Source organism: Arthrobacter sp. ov118 (assembly GCF_900116495.1).
Classification (GTDB): Bacteria; Actinomycetota; Actinomycetes; order Actinomycetales; family Micrococcaceae; genus Arthrobacter.
The window spans coordinates 992,884-1,019,473 of the sequence record NZ_FPAY01000001.1 but is presented as its reverse complement, the minus strand read 5'-3'; the positions used below and the strand labels follow the sequence as shown (position 1 = coordinate 1,019,473).

The following is a 26,590-nucleotide window of genomic DNA, read 5'->3' as shown; positions in this document are numbered from 1 at the left end:
ATCCCGGCCCGGCCGTGACCGCCTGGCTCATACGCCGCCGCGGCGGATCAGCTTGCCGGTCGGCGTCCGGCCGTCGACCATGGTGCCGCGGAGGTAGGTCTGCCGGACGACGCCGGACAGCGCCTTGCCGTCATAGGGGGTGACGGGGTTCTTGTGCTTGAGCTTGGAGACATCCACGACGTAGGCCTCGTCCGGCGCGAAGACCGCAAAGTCGGCGTCGTACCCGGGCGCGAGCCGGCCCTTGTTGGCCAGGCGTGCCAGGGCGGCCGGTTTCTCGGCCATCCAGGACACCACCTGCTCCAGCGGGATTCCGCGGTGCCGGGCCTCAGTCCAGATCAGCGACAGGCCCAGCTGCAGCGAGGAGACGCCGCCCCAGGCCACAGCGAAGTCCCCGTTTTCCAGGTCTTTCAGGTCAAGGGTGGACGGGGAGTGGTCCGAGACGATGCAGTCGATGGTGCCGTCCAGTAGGCCGGCCCAGAGCAGTTCGCGGTTGGCGGCCTCGCGGATCGGCGGGCAGCACTTGTAGGCGGTGGCGCCGTCGGGGATTTCCTCTGCCGTCAGGGTGAGGTAATGCGGGCAGGTCTCCACGGTGAGGTGGACGCCGTCGCGCTTGGCGCTGGCGATCATGGGCAACGCGTCCGACGACGACAGGTGCAGGATGTGCGCACGCGCGCCGGTCCAGCGGGCGCGTTCGATCACCTCGGCGATGGCCTTGTTCTCGGCGCCGCGGGGGCGGGAGGCCAGGAAGGTGGCGTAGTGGTCGCCGCCGGGGTGGGGTGCGTGGTCGATCGCGTGGGCGTCCTCGGCGTGGACGATCATGAGGGAGTCAAAGGACTTGAGCTCGGCCATGTCCTCTTCCATCTCGTCCGCTTCCAGGTGCGGGAACTCGTCCACACCGGAGTGCAGCAGGAAACACTTGAAACCGAATACCCCCTCGTCGTGCAGGCCGCGCAGCTCCGCCTTGTTCCCGGGCACGGCGCCGCCCCAGAACCCGACGTCCACGAACGCCTGGTCCTCGGCCACCTCGCGCTTGAGCTTGAGCCCTTCCACGGTGGTGGTGGGCGGGATGGAGTTCAGCGGCATGTCAATGATGGTGGTTACTCCGCCGGCCGCGGCCGCCCGGGTGGCCGACGCGAAGCCCTCCCACTCGGTGCGGCCGGGCTCGTTGACGTGCACGTGCGTGTCCACCAGCCCCGGGAGAAGCGTTTCGTCGTCGGCGAGATCAATGACCTCGGCACCGGAAAGTCCTATGCCGAGCGGCTCGATGGCGACGATCACGCCGCCGCGCACACCGACTTCACGGGCCGCGATGCCGGCGCTCGTGAGAATGCGCTTGCCCCGGATGACGAGGTCAAAGCTGTCTTCAGACATTCAGGGACTCCTTTGTGGGGACACTTTCCGCTGGCGCGGTGCCCGTTTGGACGGTGCCTGTTTCGACGGTGCCCGTTTGGACGGTGCATATTTGGACGGTGCCCGGAACCAGGTCCGGCAGTTCCGCGCCGATTTGCTGACCCAATTGTTCAAGCAGGGGACCTGCTTCGGTTATGCACATTTCTACTCTGGCCTCCAGCGAGGTCAACGGGTAGACCCGCCGAAATCCGGAAATCTTCTGCTGTTCGGGCGTCAGCGTGGTGCGGCCGCAGACGGCCACCACCGGAACCCCTGCCCGCTCCGCCGCCCGCGCGACGCCCATGGGCGTCTTGCCGAGCAGGCTTTGTTCGTCGAGGCTGCCTTCGCCGGTGATCACCAGGTCCGCGCCGGCCAGTTGCGCGGCCAGCCTGCTAAATTCAAGGACGACGTCGATGCCCGGCCGGCGGGTCGCGGCCAGTGCCGCGATGGCGGCGTAGCCGACGCCGCCGGCTGCCCCTGCGCCCGGAGCATCGGCGGCCCGCAGAGCCCGGGGACCGATCTCGGCGGCCAGGACCTGCACGAAGTGGGCCAGAGCCTCGTCGAGGAGCTGCACGTCGGCGGGGGTGGCGCCCTTTTGCGGGCCGAAGATGCGGGCGGCACCGGACGGGCCGAGCAACGGGTTATCGACGTCGCTGGCGAGGACGAAGCGGGCCCCCTCCAGGCGGGGGTCGAACCCGGAGAAGTCGATCCAGGCCAGCCGGGCGAGGACCGCCCCGCCAAGCGGCAGCTCACGGCCGTCGGCGTCGAGCAGCCTCGCGCCCAGACCTTGCAGGACGCCGGCGCCGCCGTCGGTATTGGCGCTGCCGCCGACGCCGAGGATGATTTGCCGGCACCCGGCGTCGAGTGCGGCTCGGATCAGCTGGCCGGTGCCCAGGCTGCTCGCGCCTCTGGCGCTCGCCGAATCCGGTGCGCCGGCGGCGCCCCCAACACTGCCGGCGGCGCCCCCAACGCTGCCGCCGGCGCTGCCGCCGGGCAGGACGGCGAGCCCGGAGGCGGCGGCCATCTCGATCACGGCAACATGTCCGCGGACGGCGTATTCCGCGCGGACCGGCACACCAGTGGGTCCGTTGACGAGGGCGCTGCGGCGGGTGAAGCCGGAGCCGACGGCGGCATCGAGGGTGCCCTCGCCGCCGTCGGCAACTGGTATCCGGAGCACCTCAAGGTTACTGATCTGTCCGCCGCCGCGGGCCGCCGCGTGGAGCCCCGCTTCAAGGTGCCGGGCAACGCCCGGTGCCGTGAGCGAGCCTTTGAACTTGTCCGGCGCAATGACTACCCGCATCTCAGGCCTGCAGGGCCAGGATGGCGGTCGGGGCGTCCTCGGCGGACTCGGCCAGGGGCTCGTACTCGTTGATCGCGTTAATCTCCGTGCCCATGGCGATGTTCGTGACCTTCTCCAGGATGACTTCCACCACGACGGGGACCCTGAACTCGCTGGCTAGGGCTTTGGCCTGGTCGAGGCCGGCGCCGAGCTCGTTGGGGTCCTCGACGCGGACGGCCTTGCAGCCCAGTCCCTCGGCAACCTTGACGTGGTCCACACCGTAGCCGCTGGCCAGGCTTCCGTCCACGGCGGGTGAGTTGATGTTCTCGAAAGCCAGGGACACGTTCTGTTCCATGGAAAAGCCGCGCTGGGACTGGCGAATCAGCCCGAGGTAGGAGTTGTTGACCACCACGTGGATGTACGGCAGGTTGAACTGTGCGCCCACGGCCAGCTCCTCGATCATGAACTGGAAATCGTAGTCGCCGGAGAGCGCCACCACGGTCTCGTCCGGCTTGCCGCGCACCACGCCCAGGGCGGCCGGCGCGGTCCAGCCAAGCGGTCCGGCCTGGCCCGCGTTGATCCACTTGCGCGGACCAAAGACATGCAGCATCTGGGCGCCGGCGATCTGGGACAGGCCGATCGTGGAGACGTAGGTGGTTTCGGGGCCGAAGGACCGGTTCATCTCCTCGTAGACGCGCTGCGGTTTGATCGGGATGTTCTCGAAGTGCGTCTTGCGGTGGAGGGTGGCCTTGCGGTTAGCGCACTCGGCAACCCAGGTGCTGTAGTCCGGCAGGGTGCCGGCGGCCTTGCGCTCCAGGGCGAGGCCGACCAGCCCGGCGAGGGCGGCTCCGGCGTCGGACGCGATGCCCAGGTCCGGGGAGAATACGCGGCCAATCTGGGTGGGCTCGATGTCGATGTGGACGAACTTGCGGCCGGCCGTATAGGTCTCCAGGCCGCCGGTGTGGCGGTTGGCCCAGCGGTTGCCAATCCCGATCACGAAGTCGCTGTGCAGGAAGGTCTCGTTGCCGTAGCGGTGGCTGGTCTGCAGGCCCACCATGCCGGCCATGAGCTCGTGGTCATCCGGGATCGCACCCCAGCCCATCAGGGTGGGGATCACCGGAACGCCCAGCAGTTCGGCCAGTTCCACCAGCTGTCCGGACGCTCCGGCGTTGATGACCCCGCCGCCGGCGACGATCAGCGGGCGGCGGGCCGCGGTGAGCAGGCCCAGTGCTTTTTCGAGCTGCTTGCGGCTGGCCCGCGGCTTCTCCACGGGGAGCGGCTCATAGGCGTCGATGTCGAACTCGATTTCGGCCAGCTGCACGTCGATGGGCAGGTCCAGCAGGACCGGGCCCGGCCGGCCGGAGCGCATCAGCTGGAAGGCCTTCTGGAAGGCGCCGGGGACCTGGCCGGGTTCCAGGACGGTCATGGCCATCTTGGTGACGGGCTTGGCGATGGATTCGATGTCCACGGCCTGGAAATCTTCCTTGTGGAGCTTCGCCACCGGCGCCTGGCCGGTGATGCAGAGCATCGGGATGGAGTCGGCCCAGGCCGCATACAGCCCGGTGATCATGTCGGTGCCCGCGGGACCCGAGGTGCCGATGCAGATGCCGATCTTGCCATCGCCGGACCGGGAGTACCCGTCAGCCATGTGGCTGGCGCCCTCGACGTGGCGGGCCAGGGTGTGGCGGATGCCGCCGTGGGCCCGCATGGCCGAATAGAACGGGTTGATCGCCGCGCCGGGGAGGCCGAACGCCTCGGTGGCACCCTCCTTTTCCAGAATGGCGACGGCAACGTCTACGGTGCGCATCTTGGTCATGGTGTGCTCCTTGAAAGTCTGAAATGTCCCTGCGGGGATTGCCCCTGCGGGCCAATTTTGGGTGTGCTGAAGGAAGCCCTATGCCGTCGGAGGTATATTGACGGCCTGGGGGACGGGAAACGCCGACGGCGGGCCGACATTTCGTGTCAAATGTGCCCCGCGGCGGGGCCGGGAAGTGGCAGTGAGGCGGAGGTGGCCGGCCGGGGAGGTGGCCGGCGGTGCGGCTAGTTGCGGCCGCTGAGCTGGAGGACCTGCTTGAAGAGCCCGGAGTGGTCCAGTCCGCCGTCGCCCTGGTTGACGGTGGCGGCGACGAGCTGCGCGACGACGGCGCCGAGGGGGACGGCCACGTTGGCCTCCCGGGCGGCGGCCGTGACGATGCCGAGGTCCTTGTGGTGCAGGGCCAGGCGGAAGCCGGGGTCGAAGTTGCGGTCCAGCATCTTCTGGCCCTTCTGGTCCAGCACCTTGGATCCGGCCAGGCCGCCGCCGAGGACCTTGAGTGCGGCGTCGGTGTCCACGCCGTAGGCCTCGAGGAATGCGATCGCCTCGCCAAGGACCTCGATGTTGACGGCCACGATCAGCTGGTTCGCCGCCTTCACCGTCTGGCCGGAACCGGAGGGACCGACGTGGACAATGGTCCTGCCGACGGCGTCCAGGACGTCCCGGGCTGCCTCGAAGTCGGCTGCCTCGCCGCCGACCATGATGGAGAGGGCGGCGTCGATGGCGCCCTGTTCGCCGCCGGAAACCGGTGCGTCGAGGGGACGGATCCCGGCGGCCCGGGCCTCGTCGGCCAGGCGTTTGGCGACGTCGGGGCGGATGCTGGACGCGTCGATCCACAAGGTGCCCTTGCGGGAGTTGGCGAAGACGCCGTCGGGGCCGGTGACGACGGCTTCGACGTCGGGGGAATCCGGCACCATGGTGATGACGACGTCGGCATCCTTGACGGCCTCACCGATGCTGGCGGCACCCCGGCCGCCTTCCGAAGCCAACTTGTCCACCTTGTCCTGGCTGCGGTTGAAGCCGGTGACCGTGTGGCCGGCCTTGACGAGGTTGATGGCCATGGGCAGGCCCATGATGCCGAGTCCGATCACTGCAACGTTGCTCATCTGTTCTTCCTTACTGAAAGTCTGGTGTGGCGGCCGGTGGCCCACGCCGCCAGGGAGCGGGTGGGGATTAACCGGCGACGTCCTGGCGGATTGCCCAGGTGAAGGCGGTCTCGGCGGGTTCCTTGTATTCGAGGCCGATGTAGCCCGCATAGCCGAGTTCGCGGCTGCGGGTGATCCATTCGCCGAGCGGCAGGTTCCCGGTTCCGGGGGCGCCGCGGCCCGGGCTGTCGGCGATCTGGATGTGGCCGAAGTCCTTGGCGTGGTGTTCGATGACGGCGCCGACGTCCTCGCCGTTGACTGACAGGTGGTAGAAGTCGGCGAGGAGCCTGAGGTTGTCAGCGCCGGTTTGGTCCTTGACCCGGGCGATGACGCCGAGCGCGGCCGCCGCGGTCAGCAGAGGGTAGCGGGGTGCGCCGCTGACCGGCTCCAGCAGCACCGTCCCGCCGATCCGGGCGACGGCGGCCGCTGCGGCCGCCAGGTTGGTGACGGCCAGTTCGTCCTGCGCCTCCGGGGAGTGCCCCTCCTGGCGGTTGCCGTAGAGGGCGTTGAAGGCGGTACAGCCGAGGCGCCCGCCGATCCCGGCGACGACGTCGACGTTGTCCTGGAATTCGGAGCCGCGGCCCATCCAGGACACGAGGCCCCGGTCTCCGCCAGGCATGTCGCCGGCATTGAAGTTCAGGCCCGTGAGCTGCACGCCGGCGTCGGTGATGGCGTTCTCAAAGCGGTTGATCTCTGCGTCGGCGGGGACGGAGGATTCAAACGGCCACCAGAACTCGACGGCGTCAAAACCGGCAGCCTTCGCCGCGGCCGGGCGGTCCAGCAGGGGAAGCTCCGTCAGGAGGATGGAGCAGTTCACGGAGTACGTCATTGTGATTCCTTTGGGCTGTGCGCCGGAGCGGCTCCGGCGGGTCCTGGCGGACGGCTTCTCGACATTGTTTCCCGGGGCTGCAGTGGAAGTCACTTCTGCGGGCACTTTGAGTCGGCAGTTGAACCGGCATTTCCACTTACAGAACCGCATTTTCAATCAAATATTTCGTATTGTGGAAACAATATCTTGCTTTATGAAAAGTCTAGGGGCGGGCTGGGCGGCAGTCAACCCTCTCGCCGACAGCATCGGGCGCTCTCGATGCCCATCGTCGCGTTGATGTGGCTCGCCGCCGTCGCGGCCCGTGCGCGCCGCGGGCGTACAGTCAGACTCGCACCGTCGATGTAACCGTGGATGCAGCATGTGTAATCGAGAAGGAAGGCGGAGCCCGATTGGCAGGAATGCCACCAGCCACCGTGGAGGTAAGCGCCGCCGTCGTCCGTTCCCTCCTCCGGGACCAACGGCCCGACCTCGCCGGCCGCGCGCTGGTGCGGGTTGCCAATGGCTGGGACAACGGGACCTTCCGGCTTGGGGATGATCTGGCCGTCCGGCTGCCCCGCCGTGCCGAGGCCGTACCGCTGATCCTGCATGAGCAGCGGTACCTTCCCGGCGTCGCCGAGCGGTCGCCGGTCCCGGTGCCGGTCCCCGTCCACGCCGGCCGGCCGTCGCCGGAGTTTCCCTGGCCGTGGAGCATCGTGCGGTGGGTTCCCGGTGCCCCGGCAGCCGACGTCGGGCCAGCGGACCGCGGGCCGGCCGCCGAAGGCCTTGCCGCCTTTCTTCTGTCCCTCCACGTGCCCGCCGACGCAGGAGTCCCGGTGAATCCTTTCCGCGGTGTGCCGCTGGGGGACCGCGATGCGGCCGTACGGGAAAGGCTTGAGGACAGGGAACGCTACCCCCGGGCAGCGGAGCTGGGAGCCCTGTGGGTGCGGGCCCGTGCCGCCGGAGCATGGAAGGGCCCGGCGATGATGCTCCACGGCGACCTGCACCCGGGCAACATTCTGCTGGAGACCGACGGTTCACTGGCCGGCGTGATCGATTTCGGCGATGTCGGGGCAGGGGACCCGGCGGTGGATCTCGCCGTGGGATGGTTGATGTTCGACGCCGGCGCCCGCCAACGCTTTCTCGACGCCTTTGGCTCCTCAGTTGACCGGGACACCTGGACGAGGGCCCGTGGCTGGGCTCTGGTCCTGTCCACGGCCATGCTGAGCAATTCCGACGACAATCCGCGGATGTTCTCGGTGGGCGAGTTCGGGATCCTGCAAGTCCTGGAAGGCTGAGTTCGGCGGGTGGTTCCCACCGTGATCCCGAGCTAGGTTATGGCCGTGGCGTTCGCCGGTGACCCGGTTGCCCCCGTGATGTTCAGCGGTTTGATGGTGACAAGTGCGTCCCAGCTGCCGGCGGCCTTCATGTGCCGGCTGAGCGGGCCGAGGTTCCAGAGTTCGCCCAGGGGCAGGCCGAGCTTGGCGAGGAACTGCTGGTGCATCATGCCGTGGTCGTTCGGTGCCGTGACGCGGTAGGGGCTGGCCGGAACCGGCGGGAGGCATTCGACGGCAAAGTTGTCCGCGGCGAGGACGGCGAGCTGGCTGTCCCAGGCCCAGGCGACGAACTCTGCTGATTGTTCGATGCCGGTGGCCCGGCGGCTGTCACGGAGGGTGTTCTTGTCCTCGGGCGGGAGAGCAAGGAACCATTCGCACCAGCCTGTGTGCAGCATCAGGATGTCGCCCGGCTGGAAGGTGAGGGATTGCGCGCGGGCGGCGGCCTGGATGAGCCCGAGGCCGAGGGGCTGTCCGCCGGCGTGGTCGATGGGTGTGCCCAGGTCTCTGCAGTAGCCGTCGATGTCCACCAGCACGCCCCGGCCGGCGATGGGTTGTTCAGCCCAGGCCTGGATTCCGAGGGCGGCTGTTCCTTCGCGTATCTCCTCGTCCGGGGTGCCGTTGTAGAAGCCGATGTCGTCGGCCCGGCGGTGCCGGAGGCCGTCGATCTGGGTGGATCCCTGAAGGTAGTACCCGTCGAGGTAGTCATCCCGGTGGGCGGGGTGTGCCGAGTAGATGGTGTGCCGGGGTGCCCGCCGTTTCAGGGACATGCCGGGGTCGAAAGCGTCGGCAGGATAGTCCAGGCCGAAGACGGTTCCGGTTCTGATGCAACTGGCGGCCTCCTTGACTGTCCGGGGCTGGATGAAGGACGGGGTGCCGCGCTCGGCGTCGGGAAACAGGCCCCACGAGGTGCCGGCGAGTCGGCCGGCGCGTTCCAGCAGATCCTGGTGGGAGGGGTAGGTCGTGTCCCCGGCGTCGGTGCTGGAGTCGGGGGCCGTCATGGCAGCCGTGCTTCCTGCTGCGGCTGGTTCCGTAGCTTTTTTTCTGCCTTCTTTTCTTCCGCACTGTAGCTGAGCAGGAACCCGGCGATGGCGCAGACGGAGGCGGCGATGCACGCCGGACCCTTGACGGCGTCGTTGAGGATTGCCAGCCAGCCGCCCTGCCCGGTGAGCAGGGCCAGCGCCTGTCCCGCAACGAAGACGATTCCCGCGAGGAGGAGCGCCGCCAGGCTGACGACGAAGACAGCGTTGATGATGTGTCGAAACTTCTGCATTATTTCTGTTCCTTAGACGGGGAGAACGCCGACGGCGATCAGCACCCCGATGGCCAGCAGCGGCAGGGCGTAGAGTGCGAACAGGCGGGCGAAAGTCTTGATCGGGTCCACATCCGCGATCCCGCAGGCGACGTACAACGGTGCGCCGCCGGGCGGGACGGCCGCCTCGCAGGAGGAGAACACCAGTACGGCGACCGCCGCGGTGGTGGCCGGCACACCGGCGGCGACTAGGGTGGCAACACCTACGGTTCCGACGGCGGCCATCGTCGCCGTCGCGGAGAGGGGCGCGGCCACCGCGATGACAATCAGCCCGATCAGGATGGCCAGCAGCCACAGCGGCAGGTTGAACTGGTTCAGCAGTGCCGTCATTTGCTTGGGCAGTCCGGTGGCGGCCAGGGCGTTGGCGCCGGCGAAGGCGAAGACCACCGTGACACCGACGACGCCGAAACGCGGTGCGGACTGCTGCAGGAAGTCCCAGCAGGCCTTCCTGCCGCGCGGCAGCCGGCGCCGGCCCAGGATGAGGCCGGTGATGATGAGGACCACAGGGATCCAGACGATGATGCTGATGGACTTGGTCACGTCGGAGCCCGTCCAGCCGGACAGGAAGTCGGCGATGGCCCCGGAGGTAATGATCAGCGGGATGGCCACAACGATGAACAGGAGCAGGGTGGCCCAGCCCTGGGCGAACGCCCGCCGGACGGGTGTTCGGTCGGCCGCATCGACGGGTGCCATGTCGGACTGGCGGATCAGCACATAGGTGACGATCATGCGGTGCAGGAAGCACCAGAGCCCGCCGACCAGGAGCGGAATGACAAGATCGTTGACCTGAAGCAGCGGCCCGACGGTGGCGGATCCGACCAGGACGAACATGGACGCGCTGAACGGGAACGTAATGCCCATTCCCGCATTGCCTGCCACGAGCGTTGCCGCGGACGGCTTATCGAGACGGGACTTTTCCATCCACGGGATGGTCACCGAACCCACGGTGGCAGCGATCGCCGCCTGGTTGTGGACCACGCCGCCCAACCCGGCCGATGCGATGGTGGAGACCCAGGCAGGACCACCCTTCATCCCACCGATCAGGGAGTTCAACAGTTCGATGAGCCGGTCCAGCACCCCGGTCCGCTCCAGCAGATAACCCATGAAGACGAACGCCATCGTGGCATAGACGATCTCATCGGTTACGGCCGCGTAGAGGGCGTTCCAGCCGGTCTGGCCGGCGGCGGTCCCGGTGAAGGGAAGGACAGCGAGGAATCCGAGGAGCATCGCTTCGCCGACGCTGCGTTTGATGACGGTGGTCCACAGCAGGATGACGGCCAGATAGGCTCCCAGGGCCCAGATGCCGATCATCGGGCTGCTCCTTCGGGGTTTTGGTGTGCTTCAGGGTTCATCGTTGATTCCCTATTCATCGATTCTGCCTTATGCGCGTTCAGCGCAGGGCAGCCTCGGGGGCCGGTGCTGTTGCGATGCGTGTCAGCGCTGCAGCTGAGGCGGTCGTCATTTCTGCGGGGACGCCGAGCTCGGCAAGGTAGTTTGCCGTGTCCTGCATTTCCCGGGACCGTCGGACGGCGTGCTTGGACGTTCCGGTGAGGAGCCTGTCGATGACGGCCTGGCCGTCGCCGGCGAGCTGGCGGGCGATTTGCTCCCGGATCCATTCCTCGAGCCCTGCAGCCCGGCCGGCGGTGACGGCTTCGACCACCACCGAGGCGAGGCCTTTCATCAGGACGCTGCGCAGCAGCTTGTGGGACATGGCCGCCCCCGGGCCGCCGTCGGCAATCTCAACCTCGGCCCCCAGCGGCGTCAACAGCTCCGCGACGGCAGCCGATCCCGGGCCGCTGACCATGAGGGGAGTCTTGACGCCGAGCGCGGCGACGGGCCCGAGGATCGCGACGTCGGCGAAGAGCGCCTGGCCGGGATGCCGGCCGAGTTCCTGCATGACCGCGGGGGAGGACGAGGTGAAATCCGCGTAGGTGCTGCCTGCCGGGAGCGCCGGCAGGCAGTCCTTCGCGACGCTGCGGGCAGCGGCCGCGCCGGTGAGCACCAGGACGATTTCGGCGTCCTGGCAGGCTTCAGCGGCGGTCGCTGCCCGGATTGTTCCCGGCGGGGTGGCGGGGGCCACCGGGTCAAACCCCGTGACCCGGTGGCCGGCGGCCGCCAGTGCTTCGGCGTAGGCTGCTCCTGCTTCGCCCAGGCCGATGATGGTGCAGTTTGTCATGAGCTTTCTTTCCTTCTTGCTGGCTTAGTGGCCGAGGCGCTTACTGGCCGCGGGCGGCGATGATCGACGCGCGGCGGTTGGTTTCGTCGGCGAACACGGCTTCCGCCGCTTCCGCCACGGCCGCCGCCTGCTCCCGGGGGATGACCACGACGCCGTCGGAGTCGCCGATGATGATGTCGCCGGGCAGGACGGGTACGCCGCCGAAGGCCACGGGACCGCCGAGCCGGTGGGGCCCGTTCTTATAGGGGCCGGCGGGCGTGATGGCCCGGGCGAAGACCGGCATGCCGATTTCACCGAGGGCCTCGGCATCGCGTGCCGCACCGTCAAGGGCGAATCCGGCGATGCCGAGGTTGATGGCGCGCTCGCCGATCAGCTCGCCCAGGAGGGCGCGGGACTCGTCACCGCCGCCGGAGACGACGATCACGTCCCCGGGCTGAGCGAGCTCCAGGGCGCGGTGGATGCCCTGGTTGTCGCCTGCGCGGGTCCAGACCGTAAAGGCGGGTCCGGCGATTTTCGCGCCGGGCCAGATCGCTTGGATCGCGGAGTCGGCGACTCCGAGCCGGTCCACGGCATCGCCGATGTTGGCAGCGGGCAGCTTGGCCAGCCTGTCGATCAGCTCAGGATCCGGGCGGGTGAAGGACGTGGCAGCGTCCTGAAGGGCGGCGGGGGTTGTCATGGCGGTGTTTTCCCTAGTGGTGTCGGGGCGGAACGGGGCGGGTCAGGCTGCGTTCCGGGTCAGTTTTTCGTCTGGGTGGTCACTTTTTATGGACCAGTCACTTTTTCTGGACTAATCACTTTTTCTGAACCAGGGGCAGGACCTTCTTGAAGTCCTCCTCCTGTCCGGCCCAGAACGTCTCGTAGTCCTTGCCGGAGAGGTAGCTGGTCTGCAGGCCGAGCGCGTTCATCTTCTTGACCACTTCCGGGTCTTCGATGGCTTTCTGCAGGGCAGCCTCAAGCTTCTTGGCGACGGCATCCGGCAGGCCGGCGGGTGCCGAGTAGCCGCGGACGGTGCCGGCTTCGACGTCGTACCCGGATTCCTTGAAAGTGGGCACGTCCGGCAGCGACGGTGACCGCTCCGTGGTCATGATGCCAAGGACGCGCGCCTTGTTCTGCTTGGTCAGGTCGGTCACGTCACTGACGTTGGCCACGAGGACGTTGACGTGCTTGCCGAGGAAGGCCGTGGTGGCCTGCGACGCTCCTTCGGAAAAGTGCACAGGTGCGAATTCGGCGCCGGTGGTTTCCTGGATCTGGGCCAGGGCGAAGTGTTCCCCGGTCTGCAGCCCGGTGGTGCTGGCGGTGAGTGACTTCGGCTGGGCCTTGGCCGCGTCAAGCAGTTCCTTCAGGGTCTTGTAGGGGCTGTCCGGCTGGACGGCGATGACTGCAGGGTCAATGACCTGCCGGCCCAGCGGCTGGAAACTGGCTCGGGTGTACTTGGCGCCTCGGGCCGGGTCCAGCGGGGACACGACGACGGACGGGGAGCCGGTTGCGCCGATGGTGTAGCCATCCGGCTTGGCGCTGGTCAGTTGGGTGTAGCCGATCTGGCCCCCGGCGCCTGGCTTGTTGATGACCTCGACGTTGGTGCCGAGTTCCTTCTCCAAGACGGGCTGGACGAGGCGGGCGGCCGTGTCCACGGCGCCGCCGGAAGAAAAGGCAACGATGAGGTCAATGGACTTGCCCTTCTTGGGGAAGTCGTCCCCGGAGGCTGCACTGTTGGCGCTGGCGTTGGCGCCGCAACCGGTGAGGGCGATCAGGGCAGCTGCAGCGATGGCTGTGGTTATCTTCTTGCGTGACAAGTTCTTCTCCTTTGAAGTGGTCCGTGCCCGTGGAGGGCACGGTTTGATGGGGTCGGGGGGCTTAGGCTTCCGGGTCTTCGGTGAGGGCCTTGGGCTTGCGGAGCTTCAGCAGCGGGCTGCAGATGATCAGCAGTCCCAGTGCGATGAGCACGGCGGAGATGGGACGGTTGATAAAAACGCTGAAGTCTCCCTGGGAGATTTCGAGGGATTCGCGCAGAGAGCGTTCCATCAGTGGGCCGAGCACGAGGGTGAGGACCATGGGGGCCAGCGGGATCTCCAAGTGCCTGAGGGCCAGGCCCAGCAGGCCGAAACCGATCATGACAAAGACATCAAAGACGCTGAAGTTGATCGTGTAGGCGCCGATGACCATGAAGAGCAGGATCAGTGCCGTCAGGATCGGCGCCGGGACCCGCAGGATGGAGGTCCAGAGACCGACCAGGGGCACGTTGAGCAGAAGCAGCAGGACGTTGCCAATGAACAGGCTGGCGATGATGGCCCAGGCAATGTCGGAGTGTTCAGTGAAGAGGCTGGGACCGGGCGTGAGGCCCTGCTGGAGGAAGGCCCCCATGAGCACGGCGATGGTGGGGGAGGCCGGGATTCCGAGGGTGAACAGGGGGATCAACGCGGCGTTGGCGTGCGCGTTGTTCGCTGTTTCCGGTCCGGCTACGCCTTCAACGGCACCCTTGCCGAGTTCGTGGCGGTGGCGGGAAAACTTCTTTTCGGCCACGTAGGACAGCAGGGACGATACGGATCCGGTCATCCCCGGAACCAGGCCGAGTCCGAAGCCGACTCCCGTGCCGCGGGCCATGGCAGGGGCGCTGCGCCGCCATTCCTTGCCGGTGGGCAGGAGGGAACGGAAGCCGGGCGCGTGAACCAGCGGTGCGTCCGCGCCTTTGCGATGGGACAGGATCTCCGAGAGCCCGAAGACACCGACGATCACGGCTACGAAGCTGACGCCGTCCAGGAGCCGGTCCATGCCGAAGGTGAAGCGGGGTGCGCCGGCGACCGGATCGATGCCGACCATGGAGATCAGCAGGCCCAAGGCGCCGGAGATGAGGGCTTTGACCATGGATTTTCCGGCCAGCGCCACCAGCAGTGAGATCCCGACGACCATGAGTGCGAAAAACTCCGGCGGGCCGACGAGAAGGCCAAGTTCGCCCAGCGGTTTGGCGGCGGCGACAAGGCCGATGGTGGCGATGGTTCCGCCGACAAAGGATCCCACCGCGGCGATGGTCAGCGCCGAGCCGGCGCGGCCGAGCTTGGTCATCGCATAGCCGTCGATAGTGGTGATCGCCGACGACGCCTCGCCCGGCGTGTTCAGGAGGACGCTTGTGATGGTGCCGCCATACTGCGTGCCGTAGAAAATCGCGCACAGCATGATGATGGAGCCGGCCGGGTCCAGGTTCAGCGTGAGGGGGATGAGCAGGGCGACGCCGGCCACGGGGCCGACTCCCGGGAGCACGCCGATGATGGTGCCCAGCAGGCAGCCGAGGAACGCGAATAGCAGGTTTTGCCAGGTCAGGGCGGCCGCGAAGCCGTTCAGCAGTTCATTGAGGGTGTCCATGACTAAAGTCCGATCAGGTTCAGCGCGGGAATGGCTGAGACGGGGAGGGCCACGTTCAGTCCGTAGTTGAAGGCATAGAACGCGCCGACGCTTCCGGCCAAGGCGATGATCAGCGATGAGATCCAGGTCCGCTTACCCCGGATTCTCAGGTGGTAGATCAGGAAGAGGAACATACTTAGCTGGAAGCCGAGCAGGTCCAGCACCGCGGCCAGCACCAGAAGGCTGACGACGACGGCGACCACCAGGCCGCCGTCGGCGCTTTCCGCCGCGGCGCTCGGCTTCTTGAGCTCCTGCAGCAGCCACAGCACGGACATCGCGGCGAGCACCGCGCCCATGGCGAAAGGGAACAGTCCGGGTCCCGGACCAAGGGAGGTCCAAAGGCCGAGTTCCACAGAGCTAATGAGTACATAGACGCCCAAGGCACCGAAGGCGCCGATGCCGGCCAGAACGCTGCGCGCTGGCCTTCCCCGGACCGGGGCTTGGGTCAAGGTCGACTCCGTTGTCATCAAAATTACCTTCCAAATGCTTTCATAGAATGAAAGTCTCTTACGTCAGAAGAAATAGTGACACGGCCCACAGGCACTGTCAAGCGCGGCCGCGGTGGGTGGAAGTTACATAGAATGAAAGAATGACGGTCACTAGCACTCAGTCCGGCGCTGCAGCGGAAGACGGCGCCAAGCCTTCGAACATGCGCTCGCTCTCGCGGGCGATGGAGGTTTTTGCCGAGCTGCAGCGGGCCGACCGGCCCCAGCGGTTGAGCGATCTGGCGAGGACCTGTGGCATGAGTTTGCCGACGACTCTGCGGATCCTGCGGGTCCTGCAGGACTTCGGCATGGTCAGCCAGATCGACAAGACATACCGGATTGGGCCAGCCGTGCTTCCCGCAGCGCGGAGCTACCTGGAGAACGATCCCCTGGTGACCTCGTCCCGTCCGGTGCTGCAACAGGTCGCCGCGCAGACGGGAATGACCGCCTCTCTGTACACCCGCCTCGGTTTCGAGCGCATCCTGGTGGCACGCGTCGACGGCGACGCCCCGCTCCGGTACGACATGCCTCTGGGCAAGCGGCTTCCGCTTACGGTCGGCGCTGCCGGCAAGATCCTGCTTGCGGGGGCCCCGGACAGCCATCTGCAGGAAGTGGCGCAGGCCGCGGTGGCGGCCGGACACGAACCGCCAACCTTCAGCCTGGCCGAGCTCAAGGCCCGTCTTCCCGAACCCGGAACGGACTACGCCTACTCGGCCGACGAACGCGCCACTGGAGTGCTTTCGGTCGCGATCGCCATCAACAGGTCCGGACTGCCGAGTGAGTCCATCGCCCTGACCAGTCCGGTGGAAGCGGCCACGGAGGACGGTCTGAAGGCGGGCATCCCCGAGTTGCGTCGCGCGGCGGCTCGGCTCGCGGAACTGCTTGAGGGAACCGTCTACTAAGTTTCACGTGGCTCAGCACCGCGCGTTATTGTCACACCCCCTCAGCAGACTGTGGGTATGGATGACAGGGCAGTTGTCGAGACGGTGGAGGCCATGCAGACCTCCCTGTCTGCGTTGGCTGCTCTTGCCGGCCGACATGCCGGGAACGCAGCAGCCACGGCGGGTGCTGACCCGCTGTGGGGCCGGGCGGAGGCTTGCCTGGACGGCATCGCTGAGGTTGGCAAGATGGAGGCCCGGCTTGCCGCTTTGAAAGTCCACTTCAGCGCCGGATACGCCGGCGCTGCCGAAGCCATGGCGGCACCGGCCGTGTCCCCGCAGGAGCGCACCGCCCAGGAGATGGCCGTGAGAGCTGAGGTTGCCTGCGCCCTGACAGTGAGTGAAGGAACGGCGCGGGCGCTCCTGGCTGCATCCGCCGCCCTGACTACGGTGCTGCGGCGGACCCTGGCCGCGTTGCAGGCAGGCACGGTGTCCTGGCAGCACGCGCGGGTGATGTGCGACGAAACGTCCGGACTGGAGCCTGCGGCCGCCGCAGCCCTGGAGAGCCATTTCCTGGATCCGGACGCTCCGCAGGCCGCGCGCGGCTGCCCTGCCGGCGAGCTTGTGCCGTCCCGATTGCGGGCGAAGGCGCGCAGTTGGCGGGAACGGCACCACCCGGTCAGCCTCGAGGCACGACGCCCCCGGAGTGCCTTGGACCGTCGGCTGGAGTACGTCCCGGACCGGGACGGGATGGCCTGGCTCTCCTCTTATCTGCCCGCGGAGGCGGCGGGTGGTATCTGGTCCCGGGCCACTGAAGCGGCACGGGCCCTGCAGGGCCCCGACGAATGCCGGACCCTGACGCAGCTGCGCGCGGATATCACCGCTGACTGGTTGCTGCGCGGTGTGGCGGAAGGAACCCCGTCGCCGACGGCGCAGGTGCTGGTCACCGTTCCAGTGCTATCGCTCCTGGGCGCCGGTGAGGAACCGGCTGTGCTGGACGGGTACGGGCCCGTCCCGGCGAGCGTGGCCCGCCGGCTTGTCGGCGACGGTGCGTCGTCCTTCCTGCGGGTATTGACTGATCCGCGTAGCGGCGCGCCCTTGGAGATCGGGCGGACCAGCTACAGGATTCCCAAAGCGATGCGCCAATGGCTGCGGCTGAGGGACGGACGCTGTCCTTTCCCCGGCTGCAACAACCACTCCCTGGACAACGAGGCGGACCACCTCCTGGCCTGGTCCGACGGAGGCGGCACCGGCATCACCAACCTTGGCCAGCCGTGCCCCAAGCACCACCGGCTCAAACACGCCACACGCTGGAATCCGGTTGAGGCGACCCGGGACAAACCACCCGGCTGGATCTCGCCCTCGGGACGGTACTACCCCAGCGAACAACAGGACTGGGAGCCCCCGGACTGGGAATCCCCGGACTGGGCGGACGGCCCCGACAGCCCTGGCCCACCACTACCTGTGGACCCTTTCCCCGACGGGGCCTCATCCACGGCCGCCTAAGAACCGCCGTTCTGACTCAGGTCAGGCGGATCTGACGGTTGACGTCCTTGTACAGCAGGTAGCGGAAGTTGCCCGGGCCGCCGGCGTAGCAGGCCTGGGGGCAGAAGGCGCGCAGCCACATGAAGTCGCCGGCCTCCACCTCCACCCAGTCGTCATTGAGCCGGTACACCGCCTTGCCTTCGAGCACGAAGAGGCCGTGCTCCATGACGTGGGTTTCAGCAAAGGGTATGGAGGCCCCCGGCTTGAAGGTGACGATGTTGACGTGCATGTCGTGGGAGAGGTCGTCCGGATCCACGAAGCGGGTGGTGGCCCAGGCCCCGTCGGTGCCCGGCATCGGCCGCGGTTCGACGTCCTGGTCGCGGGTCACGAAGGATTTCGCCGTGTAGCCCTCGAGGGGCTCATATGCCTTCCGGATCCACTGGAAACTGGCGATCTCCCCGGACTCGTTCGCCACGGACCACTGGGCCCCCGCGGCGAGGTAGGCGTAACCGCCCTCTCCGAGCTGGTGGATTTCCCCGTCGAGGGTCAGCGCCAGCGCGCCCTTGGTCAGGAAAATGACGCCTTCGACGCCGGCCTCCGGCTCGGGTTTTGCCGAGCCGCCGCCCGGGCCCACCTCGACGATCAGCTGCGAGAAGGTCGTGGCAAAACCGGCGATGGGCCGTGCGAGGATCCAGGAGCGGGTGTTGGTCCAGCCCGGCAGGTTGCTCGTGACGATGTCCCGCAGCACGCCCTTGGGGATGACCGTGTAGGCCTCCTTGACCACGGCGCGGTCCGAGAGGATCTGGGTCTGCGGCGGAAGCCCGCCCTCGGGGTAGAAGTAGTTGCTCATGCGTGCGTTCCTTTGTGTTCAGGAGGCTTGCTCAGGGGTGGGGGAGGCGGCCAGCCGCGGATGGGCCAGTGCGGTGAGTTGGGGGAGCCCGACGCCGGCCAGCGCCAGGACTTCGTCGGCACCGACGGCACCGCATTGGACGCCGCGCAGCACGAAGGCTGCCAGGGCGCGGGCCGTGGCTGGTTCGTCCAGAACGCTGCCGCCGGTCTGTTCCACGTAGTTGCGGAGCCGGGACGCGGCGGCGGGGAGCCCTTGCCGGTAGAAGGCATAGGTCGCGGCGAACCGGCTGGGCAGCTGGGCCGGATGCAGGTCCCAGCCCTGGTAGTAGCCGCGTTCCAGGGAACGGCGGACCAGCCGGCCGTGGAGCTGCCAGGCCTGTTCCACGTTGTCGCCCACCGGGAGGATGTTGGTGGAGCCGTCGGAGAGCCGGATGCCGGTGCCCGCCGCAGCCAGCTGCATGACTTCCTTCGCGAAGTCCGCCACGGGATGCTCCATAGACTGGTATTCGGCGGAAATCTGCAGCGACGCCGAGTAATCGTAGGTCCCGTAATGCAGCCCGCTGATCCGGCCCGGCACCGCGTGCGGCAGGCGCGCCACGGGCGAGGTGCCGTCCGGACCCAGGATGAGCTGCGGGGTCTCTACCTGGACCTCGAAGCGGAGCCTGCCCGCGGGCAGGGAGTGGACTTCCTCGAGGCGGGACACGGCGAAGTCCATGGCCTCTACCTGCGCCACGGTGGTGACCTTGGGCAGGGTGAGGATGAGGCCGTCCGGGAGGTCACTGGCCGCGGCCAGCTGCGACACGAACAGGTCCAGGGTCCGCAGGCCCCTGGCGCGGGTGGCGGCTTCGAAGCACTTGAAGCGGATGCCAATGAACGGCGGCGCGGTGCCGGCGGCGACGGCGGCGGCCACGGCGGACGCCGCGGCAACAGCGGCGGCGTCCTCGGCGTCGTCGCCCCGGTCCCCGAACCCGTCCTCAAAGTCCAGGCGGAGGTCCTCGATGGGCTCGCGTGCCAGCTTGGCCCGGACCCGAGGCGCGACCGCGGCGGCCAGTTCGGTGCCCTGGCCCTGCAGCGCGCACAGGCTCTCGATCCCGCCGCGGGCGTCCGCCGCCGCCAGGGCCTCGGCGCCCCAGTCCGCAGCGAACTCCGGGGTGAAACGGTCGGCCGGAACGTAGACCGTGTGCACCGGCTGGCGGGAGCCGTCATCGCCCGGGTAGTTGCGCTCCAGCAGCCGGTCGCTGTCGGCCAGCTGCGCATCGATCCGGGCGAGGTCGGCCCCGGAAAGGGCCGGCGTCCCCGGGCTCTGGCTCCTTGGCTGGCCCTGTCTCAGGCTCGGTGCCTGTGGCCCGGCGCCGGTGGAGGCGGCTGCCATGCCTTAGCCCACCAGCTCGTACGCCGGGGTGGTGAGGAAATCCGTGTAGTCCTCGGACAGGCAGATGTCACCGATCAGGCGGCTGGCGGGCTGGTAGTGCCGGGCGAACGCTTCCTCGCCCACCTCGCCGCGCAGTTCCTCGGTTTCCTCGGCGAGGATCGCCGAGACGAGCTCGCGGGTGACCGTCCGGCCGGTGTCGGCAAGCACCACACTGTTGCGGATCTGCTGCCAGACTTGGGATCGCGAGATTTCCGCCGTTGCAGCGTCCTCCATCAGGTTGTGGATGGCCACCGCGCCGTTGCCGGAGATCCAGACCGCGGTGTAGGCCACGGCCACGTAGAGGTTCAGCCGCAGGCCTGCCTCAGTCACCTGGCCCTGGGCGGAACGGATGTCCAGCAGCTGGTCGGCGGTGACGGTGACCTCGGGCCGCTGCTTGTCCAGCTGGTTGGGCCGCTCGCCCAGGACGGAGTCGAACACCTCCTGGCAGACCGGCACCAGGTCCGGGTGCGCCACCCAGGAGCCGTCGAAGCCGTCGCCGGCCTCGCGCGTCTTGTCCGCCCGCACTTTCTCGAAGGCCTGGGCGGTCACCTCCGGTTCGCGCCGGTTGGGGATCACCGCTGCCATCCCGCCCATGGCAAAGGCGCCGCGGCGGTGGCAGGTCTTGACCAGGAGCTCGGTGTAGGCGCGCATGAACGGCGCCGTCATGGCGACCGAAGCACGGTCGGGCAGGACGAAGCTTTCACCGGCGTCGCGGAAGTACTTGATGATGCTGAACAGGTAGTCCCAGCGGCCGGCGTTCAGGCCTGAGGCGTGGTCGCGGAGTTCGTAGAGGATCTCGTCCATCTCGAAGGCTGCCGGGATGGTCTCGATCAGGACGGTGGCTCGGATGGTGCCCTGCGGGATGCCGATGTAGTCCTGGGCGAAGACGAAGATCTCGTTCCACAGCCGTGCCTCGAGGTGGCTCTCCATTTTGGGCAGGTAGTAGTAGGGTCCCTGACCGTTGGCTAGGAGCCGCCGGGCGGTGTGGAAGAAATGCAGGCCGAAGTCCACCAGGGCGCCGATGGTGTGTTCCCCGCCGATCAGCAGGTGCCGTTCGCCCATGTGCCAGCCGCGGGGCCGGGCCACCACGACGGCGAGCGGAGCGTCGGTGCGCAGCGCGTATTCCTTGCCTTCGGGCGAGGTGTACTTCAAGGTTCCGTCTGCGGCGTCGCGGAGGTTGAGGATCGATTCGACCACGTTGGACCAGGTGGGAGTGCTGGCGTCCTCGAGGTCGGCGAGCCACACCTTCGCGCCGGAGTTCAGCGCGTTGATGGCCATCTTGGCCGGGGCGGCCGGCCCGGTCATCTCGACCCGGCGGTCCTGCAGGGCCGCGGGCGCCGGCGCCACGCTCCAGTCGGCGTCGCGGATCTCTTTGGTCTCCGGCAGGAAGTCCAGGCGGCCGGTCCGGGCAACGTGCTCGCGCTTGAGGGCGCGTGCCTTGAGCAGCTCGGCCCGGGTCCCGGCAAAGCGGAGGTGCAGTTCTTCGACGAAGGCGAGCGCTTCCGGGGTCAGTATTTCCCCGGCCCGCTCGACGGGCTGTGGATCGGTGACGGTGAGAGCCATTTCTGGTCCTTCCTGGGCTTGAGTAAGGTTGCCGGTCACGCGTGGGCGCGCGCGTGGACTCGCGAGTGGGCTGGGGCGGCGCTGTTCCGCGCCGCGGCGGCCACCGCGGCGGCGACGTCGCCGGCAACTTCGGGGTCGAACACGCTGGGGATGATGTAGCTGGCGTTCAGTTCATCGTCGGCCACCCGGTTCGCGATGGCGTCGGCGGCGGCCACCAGCATCGCCGGCGTTATGTCGGACACGCCGGCGTCCAGGAGCCCGCGGAAGAAGCCAGGGAAGGCCAGCACGTTGTTGATCTGGTTGGGGAAGTCGCTGCGGCCGGTCGCGACGACGGCGGCGTGCCGGGCCGCGATCACGGGGTCGATTTCCGGAGTGGGATTGGCCATGGCAAACACAATGGCCTTGTCCGCCATCGATGCAACCTGTTCTTCGCCGATCACGTGCGGGGCGCTGACGCCGATGAAGACGTCCGCGCCGGCGAGTGCCTCGTGCAGGGTGCCGGAGAAGCCCCGTTCATTGGTGTTCTCGGCGATCCAGGTGCGGTGCTCGTCGTCGTACTGTTCATCGAAGTGGATCGCTCCGGAACGGCCCGCGGCAATGATGTTGCGTGCCCCCTGCGCCTTGAGCAGCTGGATGATGGCAGAACCTGCGGCACCGACGCCGGAGACCACGATCATGACCTCGGAGAGTTGCTTGTCCACGACGCGCAGGGCGTTGACCAGGGCGGCCAGCGTGACGATCGCGGTGCCGTGCTGGTCGTCGTGGAAGACCGGGATGTCGAGTTCCGCGCGGAGCCGGTTCTCGATCTCGAAGCAGCGAGGGGCCGCGATGTCTTCCAGGTTCACGCCGCCGTAGACAGGCGCGATGGCCTTGACGATCTTGATGATCTCCTCGGTGTCCTGGGTGTCCAGGCAGACCGGCCAGGCGTCCACGTTGGCGAACTGCTTAAAGAGTGCGGCCTTGCCTTCCATGACCGGCAGTGCGGCGGCCGGGCCGATGTTGCCCAGGCCCAGGACTGCGGAGCCATCTGTGACGACGGCGATCGTGTTGCGCTTGATGGTCAGGTTCCTGGCGGCGGAGGGATCTTCGGCGATGGCCAGGCAGACGCGGGCGACGCCGGGAGTGTACGCGCGGGAGAGGTCGTCGCGGTTGCGCAGCGCCACCTTCGGCACCACCTCGAGTTTGCCGCCCAGATGCATCAGGAACGTGCGGTCCGAGACGTGCTGCACCGTGACGCCGTCGAGCGCGTTCAGGGCGTCCTTGACGCGCACGGCGTGCTCGTCGTCCGTGGTGTTACAGGTGACGTCGACGACGAGGGTTGCGTGATGGGACTCCGTAACGTCCAGTGCGGTGATGGCAGCTCCGGCGGCGCCGACTGCTGCAGCCAACTCGGCGGTAGCGGTGACGCTGGATGGGGCCTCCACGCGCAGGGTGATCGAATTTCCGGGGCTGGGGTTCGCCATTGAGTCCTCCTCGTATGGCCCGTGGGGGCTTCTTTCACTTCCAAAAATATTCTCGTATTATGGATATTATTATCTGTCTGATGGAAAAACAACCCTTGACGGCTCCCGTAATGCCCGATGGAGTGCTGTATCTTGGATTTCCATCTGCACTTTCACGATGTGGATAAGAAATGTCGATGCCGACCTGCGCAGGAGAGAATGGCTATGGCTGAAAAGCCCTCGGGAGGCGTGCAGTCCGTTGAGCGCGTCTTTGAACTTCTGGAACTGATTACCGACGCAGGCGGGGAAGTCACCCTCAGCGAGCTGTCCAACGCCACTGACCTGCCCCTTCCCACCATTCACCGGCTCCTGCGCACTCTCGTGTCCCTGGGGTACATCCGGCAGCTCCCCAACCGGCGCTATGCGCTGGGGCCCCGGCTGATCCGCCTGGGCGAGGCGGCCAACAAGCAGCTCGGCTCGCTGGCCAGGCCCCAGCTCAAATCGCTTGTGGACCGGCTGGGCGAAACGGCCAACATGGGCGTCCTGGACTCCGACATGGTCATCTACGTCGCCCAGGTGCCATCGCTGCACTCGATGCGCATGTTCACCGAGGTGGGCAAGCGCGGCTACATGCACGCCACCGGCATGGGCAAGGCGATCCTGGCCCAGCTCGGCGATGACGAGGTCCGCGGAATCGTGGCACGCCAGGGGATGCCGACGCCCACGCCGAAGAGCATCGGCGACGTCGATACGCTGCTGGAAGACCTGAGGCTCATCCGCCAGCGCGGCTACTCCGTTGACGAGGAAGAGCAGGAGGTGGGTGTGCGCTGCTTCGCGATGGCCATCCCCGATGCCCCGACGCCGGCCGCCATCTCCGTCTCCGGGCCCGTCTCCCGGGTGGACCAGGCCTTCGCGGACAAGGCCGTGCCCCTGCTGCGGGAGGCGGCCCAGGTGATCTCGGAGGAACTGAAGAGAGTCTGAGCGTGAGTCCGGAAGCGGCCCAGCTGCCTGGCTCCGGAGACGTCCGGCCGCCACTCTTGGGACGGCGTTTATGCATGGCTGTTGAGGCCCACGGCGGTGGGCCCCAACAGCGTCTGTGACCGGAGGCAATGCTCGGTTCCTCGTGTTCGTCAGTTCCTAGTGTTCATCCGTCGCGACCCTCGTCGCTTCGTGGTGTTCGTCCGCCGCGGCCCTCGTCGCTTCCACCGGCACTTCCTTGCCGTCGCAGTCGATGAGTTTGCCGTTCTCGTAGCGGTCTCCCTCGGCCAGGCACCGCAGGTCTTCCTCGCGGATGACCCTGCCCGTTCCGGCCACAAAGACCGACTGGTTCTCCGAGTTGCCCTTCTTCAGGTGATTGAAGAGCAGGTTCAGCAAGATGGCCATCACGGCCGCGGAGCTGATGCCGGAGTGGAAAATCGTTCCGAACCAGCTGGGGAACTTGTCGTAGAACGTGGGGGCGGCAATTGGGATCATGCCGAAACCGAGGGAGGCAGCGACGATGATCAGGTTCATGTTGTTCCGGTACTCCACCTTGGCCAGGGTGCGAATGCCGCTCGCGGCCACGGTGCCGAAGAGCACGATTCCCGCGCCGCCCAGGACGGCGGTGGGAACCGCAGCGACCACGCGGCCGAGCACCGGCAACAGGCCCAGCAGCACCAGGATCACACCGCCGGCTGCCACCACATAGCGGCTCGTGATTTTGGTGACGGCCACCAGGCCGACGTTCTGGGCGAAGGCGCTCTGCGTGAAGGAGCCGAACACCGGCGCGGCCATGCTGGAAACCATATCGGCCCGCAGGCCCGCGGCGATCCGCTTCGAGTCGACCCGGGTGCCCACGATCTCGCCGACGGCCAGGATGTCGGCCATGGTCTCGGTCAGGATCACCAGAACCACGATCACCATGGAGATGATGGCGGCGGCCTCGAAGGTGGGGGCACCGAGGTGGAACGGTGCGGGGAAGGCGACGATCGGGCCGTCGCCGACCTTCGAAAAGTCCGCCATACCGGTCACGACGGCGATCCCCGTTCCGGCCACCATGGCCAGCAGGATTGACAGGCGGGAAATGGTGGCACTGCCCACCTTGCTCAGCAACAGGACAAGGGCCAGGGTGACGGCCGCCAGTCCAATGTTCGCCACGCTGCCGTAATTGGGGGAGGACTTGTTGCCGCCCATCGCCCAGTTGGCTGCCACCGGCATGAGCGTGAGTCCGATGGTAGTGATGACGGTGCCCGTGACCACCGGCGGGAAGAACCGGACGATCTTGGAGAACACCGGGGCGATCAGCAACCCGATGGCGGCAGAGGCAATAACGGCGCCGAAGACGGCCGGAAGCCCGCCTCCGCCGGTGACGATGGCCACCATGGTGGCAACGCTGGCGAAGGAGACGCCCTGGACCAGGGGGAGCTGCGAGCCAAAGAACGGCAGGCCGAGAGTCTGGAGCAGGGTGGCGAGGCCGCCCATGAAGAGGGCCGCGGCAATAAGGATGCCGATGTCGGCAGGAGCCAGGCCGGCGGCCTGGCCGACGATCAGGGGCACGGCGATGATGCCGCCGTACATGGTCAGGACATGCTGGAAGCCGTACGCGAAGCTGCTTCCGATGGAGAGGCGGTGGTCCTCGGGGCGGCCCGAGGGCTGGATGCTGGCGCCCGCAGCCGCGGTGGCCGGTAACTTGTTCGTTTTCATAGCAGACCTTCTGGGTTCATGGCGGACGACGGTGTCCGGCTAACGGTGTCTGGCTAACAATTCGAGAGGCTTCATGAGGCCCGGTGAGGCGGGAGTCCTAGCAGAAACCGGCGATCCCGTTCCAAGCGATTTCAGCGGGAGCGGCGTCGTCGCGCTGGACGGTGGCCTCGATCAGGCCGTAGGGGCGGTCGGCGGCGAAGAAGACCTCGTTGGGGTTGTCGAGGCCAAACGGCGAGAGGTCAACGAGGAAGTGGTGCTTGTTGGGCATGGAGAACTTGATCTCGTCGATTTCAGTGTGGGCTTCCAGGACCTTGGCGCCCATGTCGAAAAGGGTCTGCTGCAGGGCGTGGGAGTAGTTTTCGCTGAAGCCTTCCAGCAACAGGCTCTTGACGTCGTCGTAGCTTTTGTTGAAGTCGAGCGTGCCGAAATCGGTGCCGGTCTTGAAGCGCCAGCGGGCGGATACGTCGGTGGCGAGGATGCGCTCGTCGGTTTCCGGGAGGGTGGTGTACTTGTCCCGCGGGAAGCCGCTGAAGCCGGACTGGGTCGACTTCAGCACCGTGAGGTCCTTGAGCCCGGCGATGAGGTGCTCGGTGCCGCCGTCGCGGACCAGGACGGCGGTGCGGACTTCCTGGCCGTTGCGGACAAAGGAGTGGTCATGCCCGGCGCCGTGGGCCTGGATCCGGTCCCATTTGTAGGCCTCGGCCGCCCAGCGGCCGCCGCTGACCCAGTCGAAGCTCGAGGTGAAGTGCTTGCCGAGTCGCAGCAGGAAGGCCTCGGGGGAGCCGATGCCCTCCCGGGCCAAGGCGTAGATGGTGTTCTTCTGGGTGTCCGTGGCCACCACATGGCTGTTGTCGCCGTCGAGGTGGGCGGCTGCAAAGTCCCCGCGCAGCTGCGAGGTGACGTTCAGATCTTCAATCTCATGGCGGTCGGTGTCCCTGGTGATCTTGACGACCCGGACTTCCGCTTTGCCGTACTGGTTGTGGCCGAGGACGATCTTGTTGCTCATGCTCTGGTTCCCAACTTCAGGTATGTGGCACCAAAGTCCCACATAGAAATTAAGCGCTGGTTTCCCGCGCATTTCTTGTTCCGTCGGCCCACAAAAAAGAGCCGACATCAGTTGATGTCAGCTCATTACGACCCTGCCTG

General features: G+C 67.3%; 23 protein-coding genes. 4 read left to right on the top strand and 19 right to left on the bottom strand.

Translation table 11 applies throughout. The features are described 5' to 3' along the window. Positions 1–27: 27 nt before the first annotated feature. The 5 genes from allB to BM372_RS04725 form a co-directional block, all read right to left on the bottom strand. Positions 28–1,371 carry an allantoinase AllB gene (allB, locus tag BM372_RS04745; RefSeq protein ID WP_090952515.1) on the bottom strand — a complete coding sequence of 448 codons (1,344 nt, stop codon included), beginning with the start codon at positions 1,369–1,371 and terminating at the stop codon, positions 28–30. Beyond that, positions 1,364–2,689, bottom strand: a complete 1,326-nt coding sequence (locus tag BM372_RS04740) for a glycerate kinase (RefSeq protein WP_090952512.1) — start codon at positions 2,687–2,689, stop codon at positions 1,364–1,366. The genes allB and BM372_RS04740 overlap by 8 nt, the downstream gene beginning before the upstream one ends. 1 nt (position 2,690) lies before the next feature. Further along, positions 2,691–4,484: a glyoxylate carboligase gene (gcl, locus tag BM372_RS04735; protein ID WP_090952508.1), complete on the bottom strand. Its 1,794-nt coding sequence runs from the start codon at positions 4,482–4,484 to the stop codon at positions 2,691–2,693. A gap of 224 nt (positions 4,485–4,708) precedes the next feature. Further along, positions 4,709–5,737: a 2-hydroxy-3-oxopropionate reductase gene (locus BM372_RS04730; RefSeq protein ID WP_371261697.1), complete on the bottom strand. Its 1,029-nt coding sequence runs from the start codon at positions 5,735–5,737 to the stop codon at positions 4,709–4,711. Further along, positions 5,655–6,455 carry a hydroxypyruvate isomerase family protein gene (locus BM372_RS04725; protein ID WP_090952502.1) on the bottom strand — a complete coding sequence of 267 codons (801 nt, stop codon included), beginning with the start codon at positions 6,453–6,455 and terminating at the stop codon, positions 5,655–5,657. Before BM372_RS04725 ends, BM372_RS04730 begins: the two co-directional genes overlap by 83 nt. Positions 6,456–6,844: 389 nt before the next feature. On the opposite strand from BM372_RS04725, the gene BM372_RS04720 reads away from it, so the two are divergent. Next, on the top strand, positions 6,845–7,729 hold the full coding sequence (locus BM372_RS04720; RefSeq protein ID WP_177235874.1) for an aminoglycoside phosphotransferase family protein: 885 nt from the start codon (positions 6,845–6,847) through the stop codon (positions 7,727–7,729). A gap of 32 nt (positions 7,730–7,761) precedes the next feature. On the opposite strand, the gene BM372_RS04715 is transcribed toward BM372_RS04720, so the two are convergent. The 8 genes from BM372_RS04715 to BM372_RS04680 all read right to left on the bottom strand — a co-directional run bounded on the left by BM372_RS04715 (position 7,762) and on the right by BM372_RS04680 (position 15,116). Further along, complete coding sequence (locus tag BM372_RS04715) at positions 7,762–8,766, bottom strand: cyclase family protein (RefSeq protein WP_090952497.1); 1,005 nt, start codon at positions 8,764–8,766, stop codon at positions 7,762–7,764. Beyond that, positions 8,763–9,038, bottom strand: coding sequence for a hypothetical protein (locus BM372_RS04710; RefSeq protein WP_090952494.1), 276 nt, complete (start codon positions 9,036–9,038; stop codon positions 8,763–8,765). Before BM372_RS04710 ends, BM372_RS04715 begins: the two co-directional genes overlap by 4 nt. Before the next feature lie 12 nt (positions 9,039–9,050). Beyond that, a complete protein-coding gene (locus BM372_RS04705) occupies positions 9,051–10,388 on the bottom strand; it encodes a TRAP transporter large permease subunit (RefSeq protein ID WP_090952491.1) in 1,338 nt (445 codons plus the stop codon). Positions 10,389–10,467: 79 nt separating this feature from the next. Next, positions 10,468–11,253 (bottom strand): NAD(P)-dependent oxidoreductase, encoded by a 786-nt coding sequence (locus BM372_RS04700; RefSeq protein WP_090952488.1) that lies wholly within the window; start codon positions 11,251–11,253, stop codon positions 10,468–10,470. 40 nt (positions 11,254–11,293) lie between these two features. Further along, positions 11,294–11,929, bottom strand: a complete 636-nt coding sequence (locus tag BM372_RS04695; protein WP_090952485.1) for an RraA family protein — start codon at positions 11,927–11,929, stop codon at positions 11,294–11,296. A gap of 115 nt (positions 11,930–12,044) precedes the next feature. Beyond that, positions 12,045–13,046, bottom strand: a complete 1,002-nt coding sequence (locus tag BM372_RS04690; protein WP_090952482.1) for a tripartite tricarboxylate transporter substrate binding protein — start codon at positions 13,044–13,046, stop codon at positions 12,045–12,047. 61 nt (positions 13,047–13,107) lie between these two features. Then, positions 13,108–14,610, bottom strand: coding sequence for a tripartite tricarboxylate transporter permease (locus tag BM372_RS04685; protein ID WP_090952479.1), 1,503 nt, complete (start codon positions 14,608–14,610; stop codon positions 13,108–13,110). A gap of 2 nt (positions 14,611–14,612) precedes the next feature. Continuing rightward, positions 14,613–15,116 (bottom strand): tripartite tricarboxylate transporter TctB family protein, encoded by a 504-nt coding sequence (locus BM372_RS04680; RefSeq protein WP_090952475.1) that lies wholly within the window; start codon positions 15,114–15,116, stop codon positions 14,613–14,615. Positions 15,117–15,238: 122 nt separating this feature from the next. Between BM372_RS04680 and BM372_RS04675 the strand changes: the two genes are divergently transcribed. Continuing rightward, entirely contained in the window at positions 15,239–16,036 is a 798-nt protein-coding gene (locus tag BM372_RS04675) for an IclR family transcriptional regulator (RefSeq protein WP_090952472.1), read from the top strand. Between the two features lie 57 nt (positions 16,037–16,093). Then, entirely contained in the window at positions 16,094–17,518 is a 1,425-nt protein-coding gene (locus tag BM372_RS04670) for an HNH endonuclease signature motif containing protein (protein ID WP_256214030.1), read from the top strand. Positions 17,519–17,534: 16 nt separating this feature from the next. On the opposite strand, the gene BM372_RS04665 is transcribed toward BM372_RS04670, so the two are convergent. The 4 genes from BM372_RS04665 to BM372_RS04650 are packed head-to-tail and all read right to left on the bottom strand — an operon-like array spanning position 17,535 to position 22,783. Then, positions 17,535–18,347: a bifunctional allantoicase/(S)-ureidoglycine aminohydrolase gene (locus tag BM372_RS04665; protein ID WP_090952470.1), complete on the bottom strand. Its 813-nt coding sequence runs from the start codon at positions 18,345–18,347 to the stop codon at positions 17,535–17,537. A gap of 18 nt (positions 18,348–18,365) precedes the next feature. Continuing rightward, the gene (locus tag BM372_RS04660) at positions 18,366–19,718 is read right to left on the bottom strand and encodes a DUF6986 family protein (protein ID WP_256214029.1); all 1,353 of its coding nucleotides are present in this window, start codon (positions 19,716–19,718) and stop codon (positions 18,366–18,368) included. 3 nt (positions 19,719–19,721) lie between these two features. Continuing rightward, complete coding sequence (gene aceB / locus BM372_RS04655; RefSeq protein ID WP_090952468.1) at positions 19,722–21,320, bottom strand: malate synthase A; 1,599 nt, start codon at positions 21,318–21,320, stop codon at positions 19,722–19,724. Between the two features lie 35 nt (positions 21,321–21,355). Continuing rightward, positions 21,356–22,783 carry an NAD-dependent malic enzyme gene (locus BM372_RS04650; RefSeq protein WP_090952465.1) on the bottom strand — a complete coding sequence of 476 codons (1,428 nt, stop codon included), beginning with the start codon at positions 22,781–22,783 and terminating at the stop codon, positions 21,356–21,358. Between the two features lie 204 nt (positions 22,784–22,987). Between BM372_RS04650 and BM372_RS04645 the strand changes: the two genes are divergently transcribed. After that, positions 22,988–23,743 (top strand): IclR family transcriptional regulator, encoded by a 756-nt coding sequence (locus BM372_RS04645; protein ID WP_090952462.1) that lies wholly within the window; start codon positions 22,988–22,990, stop codon positions 23,741–23,743. Positions 23,744–23,899: 156 nt separating this feature from the next. On the opposite strand, the gene BM372_RS04640 is transcribed toward BM372_RS04645, so the two are convergent. Together BM372_RS04640 and pucL are read right to left on the bottom strand one after the other, a co-directional pair. Continuing rightward, on the bottom strand, positions 23,900–25,444 hold the full coding sequence (locus BM372_RS04640) for a nucleobase:cation symporter-2 family protein (RefSeq protein WP_090952459.1): 1,545 nt from the start codon (positions 25,442–25,444) through the stop codon (positions 23,900–23,902). Between the two features lie 97 nt (positions 25,445–25,541). Then, positions 25,542–26,450: a factor-independent urate hydroxylase gene (pucL, locus tag BM372_RS04635; RefSeq protein ID WP_090952456.1), complete on the bottom strand. Its 909-nt coding sequence runs from the start codon at positions 26,448–26,450 to the stop codon at positions 25,542–25,544. Positions 26,451–26,590: the final 140 nt, after the last annotated feature.

Excerpts from the sequence above, each read along its gene's own strand:
- allB (WP_090952515.1), bottom strand. The coding sequence starts at position 1,371 with ATGTCTGAAGACAGCTTTGACCTCGTCATCCGGGGCAAGCGCATTCTC.
- BM372_RS04740 (WP_090952512.1), bottom strand. The coding sequence starts at position 2,689 with ATGCGGGTAGTCATTGCGCCGGACAAGTTCAAAGGCTCGCTCACGGCA.
- gcl (WP_090952508.1), bottom strand. The coding sequence starts at position 4,484 with ATGACCAAGATGCGCACCGTAGACGTTGCCGTCGCCATTCTGGAAAAG.
- BM372_RS04730 (WP_371261697.1), bottom strand. The coding sequence starts at position 5,737 with ATGCGGGCTACATCGGCCTCGAATACAAGGAACCCGCCGAGACCGCCT.
- BM372_RS04725 (WP_090952502.1), bottom strand. The coding sequence starts at position 6,455 with ATGACGTACTCCGTGAACTGCTCCATCCTCCTGACGGAGCTTCCCCTG.
- BM372_RS04715 (WP_090952497.1), bottom strand. The coding sequence starts at position 8,766 with ATGACGGCCCCCGACTCCAGCACCGACGCCGGGGACACGACCTACCCC.
- BM372_RS04710 (WP_090952494.1), bottom strand. The coding sequence starts at position 9,038 with ATGCAGAAGTTTCGACACATCATCAACGCTGTCTTCGTCGTCAGCCTG.
- BM372_RS04705 (WP_090952491.1), bottom strand. The coding sequence starts at position 10,388 with ATGATCGGCATCTGGGCCCTGGGAGCCTATCTGGCCGTCATCCTGCTG.
- BM372_RS04700 (WP_090952488.1), bottom strand. The coding sequence starts at position 11,253 with ATGACAAACTGCACCATCATCGGCCTGGGCGAAGCAGGAGCAGCCTAC.
- BM372_RS04695 (WP_090952485.1), bottom strand. The coding sequence starts at position 11,929 with ATGACAACCCCCGCCGCCCTTCAGGACGCTGCCACGTCCTTCACCCGC.
- BM372_RS04685 (WP_090952479.1), bottom strand. The coding sequence starts at position 14,610 with ATGGACACCCTCAATGAACTGCTGAACGGCTTCGCGGCCGCCCTGACC.
- BM372_RS04680 (WP_090952475.1), bottom strand. The coding sequence starts at position 15,116 with ATGACAACGGAGTCGACCTTGACCCAAGCCCCGGTCCGGGGAAGGCCA.
- BM372_RS04675 (WP_090952472.1), top strand. The coding sequence starts at position 15,239 with ATGACGGTCACTAGCACTCAGTCCGGCGCTGCAGCGGAAGACGGCGCC.
- BM372_RS04670 (WP_256214030.1), top strand. The coding sequence starts at position 16,094 with ATGGATGACAGGGCAGTTGTCGAGACGGTGGAGGCCATGCAGACCTCC.
- BM372_RS04665 (WP_090952470.1), bottom strand. The coding sequence starts at position 18,347 with ATGAGCAACTACTTCTACCCCGAGGGCGGGCTTCCGCCGCAGACCCAG.
- BM372_RS04660 (WP_256214029.1), bottom strand. The coding sequence starts at position 19,718 with ATGGCAGCCGCCTCCACCGGCGCCGGGCCACAGGCACCGAGCCTGAGA.
- aceB (WP_090952468.1), bottom strand. The coding sequence starts at position 21,320 with ATGGCTCTCACCGTCACCGATCCACAGCCCGTCGAGCGGGCCGGGGAA.
- BM372_RS04650 (WP_090952465.1), bottom strand. The coding sequence starts at position 22,783 with ATGGCGAACCCCAGCCCCGGAAATTCGATCACCCTGCGCGTGGAGGCC.
- BM372_RS04645 (WP_090952462.1), top strand. The coding sequence starts at position 22,988 with ATGGCTGAAAAGCCCTCGGGAGGCGTGCAGTCCGTTGAGCGCGTCTTT.
- BM372_RS04640 (WP_090952459.1), bottom strand. The coding sequence starts at position 25,444 with ATGAAAACGAACAAGTTACCGGCCACCGCGGCTGCGGGCGCCAGCATC.
- pucL (WP_090952456.1), bottom strand. The coding sequence starts at position 26,450 with ATGAGCAACAAGATCGTCCTCGGCCACAACCAGTACGGCAAAGCGGAA.